The 1,962-nt window shown below is 61.4% G+C and carries 4 protein-coding genes; 2 read left to right on the top strand and 2 right to left on the bottom strand.

The window, feature by feature from the left end; all coding sequences use genetic code 11:
- Nucleotides 1-336: 336 nt before the first annotated feature.
- Nucleotides 337-588 (bottom strand): DUF3853 family protein, encoded by a 252-nt coding sequence (locus Q7T84_RS17570; protein WP_304811418.1) that lies wholly within the window; start codon nucleotides 586-588, stop codon nucleotides 337-339.
- A 31-nt stretch (nucleotides 589-619) separates the two neighbouring features.
- Nucleotides 620-1,027: a hypothetical protein gene (locus Q7T84_RS17565; RefSeq protein WP_304811416.1), complete on the bottom strand. Its 408-nt coding sequence runs from the start codon at nucleotides 1,025-1,027 to the stop codon at nucleotides 620-622.
- 256 nt (nucleotides 1,028-1,283) lie between these two features.
- Here Q7T84_RS17565 and Q7T84_RS17560 point away from each other — a divergent pair, with 256 nt between their 5' ends.
- Together Q7T84_RS17560 and Q7T84_RS21175 are read left to right on the top strand one after the other, a co-directional pair.
- Complete coding sequence (locus Q7T84_RS17560; RefSeq protein ID WP_304811414.1) at nucleotides 1,284-1,718, top strand: hypothetical protein; 435 nt, start codon at nucleotides 1,284-1,286, stop codon at nucleotides 1,716-1,718.
- On the top strand, nucleotides 1,715-1,962 hold a 248-nt coding region (locus tag Q7T84_RS21175), incomplete at its 3' end, for a DUF983 domain-containing protein (RefSeq protein WP_370653684.1). The genes Q7T84_RS17560 and Q7T84_RS21175, both read left to right, overlap by 4 nt.

The following is a 1,962-nucleotide window of genomic DNA, read 5'->3' as shown; positions in this document are numbered from 1 at the left end:
CAAGGCGGTATGCGCGCGGCAGACAAAGAGAAGGTTGATCTTGGCGGCGGGGCGAAACGCTCGCTCCCAATCCATCGCCTGGACCCGAAACATCTCGCAGGGCTGAGAACCAGGAACCGCACGGCCAAGCGACGGCGCCGTCGTCATGTCGCGTTGGTCAAGTCTCTGGCTGCGGCCGGCGAATTTCAACCGGGCCTCACGACGCCCCATGGTCGGTGCCGATTGAACAACTTCAGCGTTCCACATGTCGTGGCGTGTATCACGGTGCGCGCATGCGAGTCGATACGTTGCGTGGCGACTATGATGTATTAAACATCATGTCCGCGTTCTGCGGCGCTACTTTCGTTCGAGCAACCTCACGCCGCGGCCGGCGCCCTCGCTGCGGGCCCCGCTTGCGATCAGTTCAACCCCCGCCTCATTGATGGCGTTGACCACTTTTTCCAGGCTATCTACAACCGCTCGAACAATACCGTCGCTGGCTTCCATCCGCTGGACGGTCGGCAACGAGACGCCCGATAGGCGCGCCAGCTCCTTCTGGTCGATGCCAAGAAGCGCCCGAGCGGCTTTCATCTGCGATCCCGTGATCATTTGGCTATCTATAATGATGTCCTGAGCATCATCAAGGCGTGATCGTCGATAGCGCGCGTCGACATTCCGAGGCGTTCTTGGCCGCTTCGCGTGCGAGGTCGAGCTCCGCAGCCGTCCAGCGGGGATCTTGCCGCAGAAGGTTCAGGGCAGCCCCCAGCGCAGCTTGATTGTCGAAGTCGAGTTGCATGCGATCATACCACGTTGAACGCGCGATGCAGGTTGGGGAGCGGCGTTCGACATAGTCGATCTTGAAGATCGGGAAGGCCGAAAGCCCTTCCTTGGGATCGACGAAGATGAAGCGCCAGTTGCTCACCAGGACCAAGCCGCAGACGCGCTCGTCGCCGCGCGCGCGTTCGGCGGCCCATCCCTCGATCACCACCTCGCCCTCGAGCGGGCGGAGGGTTTGCCGCAAAGCGGCGAGGTTTTCGGTCATGCCCATTGGATTCTCCCTTGGATCACCGTGTGGCCGCGCGGAAAAAACATCACAAACCATGGTCAGAACATCCCCATACGCGCGGCGATAGCGGCCTAGTTCACCCTGGGTCGACGGGCTTGTGGCCTAGTCTCACGCCATGTGGCTCATCGGCCTTGAGCCAAATTAAACCAACCTAATGACTTTCATTATGGGCTTTCTGATGCTTTATACATCAATTGACCCATCTGGAAATGATCGACCCCGCCGTGGTTGCGCCCAATTGACCCATGTCAGCGATATCTCGACCGTTTTTCTCGTGGAGCATGACCTCGACCTTTGCGGCGTCATGGCTGAGGGACTGCGCCTCGATGGGATGAACGTCGTCGAGTTTCACGAGAGCGCTCAGGCCCTCGCGGCGATCGCCGAGGGCGCGCGCCCCGCGGTTCTAGTGATCGCGCCCGAAGGCGACGGTTTGATCACGTGCGAGCATGTAGATCAGGCCAAGGCCTCGTCGCCCGGAACCCAGATCATTCTTCTGCTCGAGCCTGACGGCGACCCCGAGATCCCCTCAGGCTCCCATGTGCTGGTCAAGCCGTTCAAACCCAGCAAGCTCTCGCGCTTCATTCGCCTCGCCGTCGCCAAGCCCGCCCTGCGCAGCACGCTGCAGGCGCTTTACCGGCGCGCGCATTCGGCGCCGGCCAGGGCCGCTCTATGAACATGACTAACGCGATCCTGGCGGGCGCTCGCTGCCGCTGTCCAAACTGCAGAGAGGCGCCGCTATTCACGGGGTACCTGAAGGTACGACCGGCCTGCGAGCGCTGTAGCGCGGACCTTTCGCGAGCCGATTCTGGCGACGGACCGGTGGTGTTCATCCTCCTGGTCGTGGGAGCCATTGGCTGCTTTGGGATGCTGTTCGCCGAGATTCGCTTCCATCCGCCTATCTGGCTGCAGCTTCTGAT

Origin of the sequence: Phenylobacterium sp. (assembly GCF_030654915.1) — a bacterium.
In the GTDB taxonomy this organism is placed as follows: domain Bacteria; phylum Pseudomonadota; class Alphaproteobacteria; order Caulobacterales; family Caulobacteraceae; genus Phenylobacterium.
Note: the sequence above shows the minus strand (reverse complement) of the source record. Positions and strands in the feature narration are given on the sequence as shown.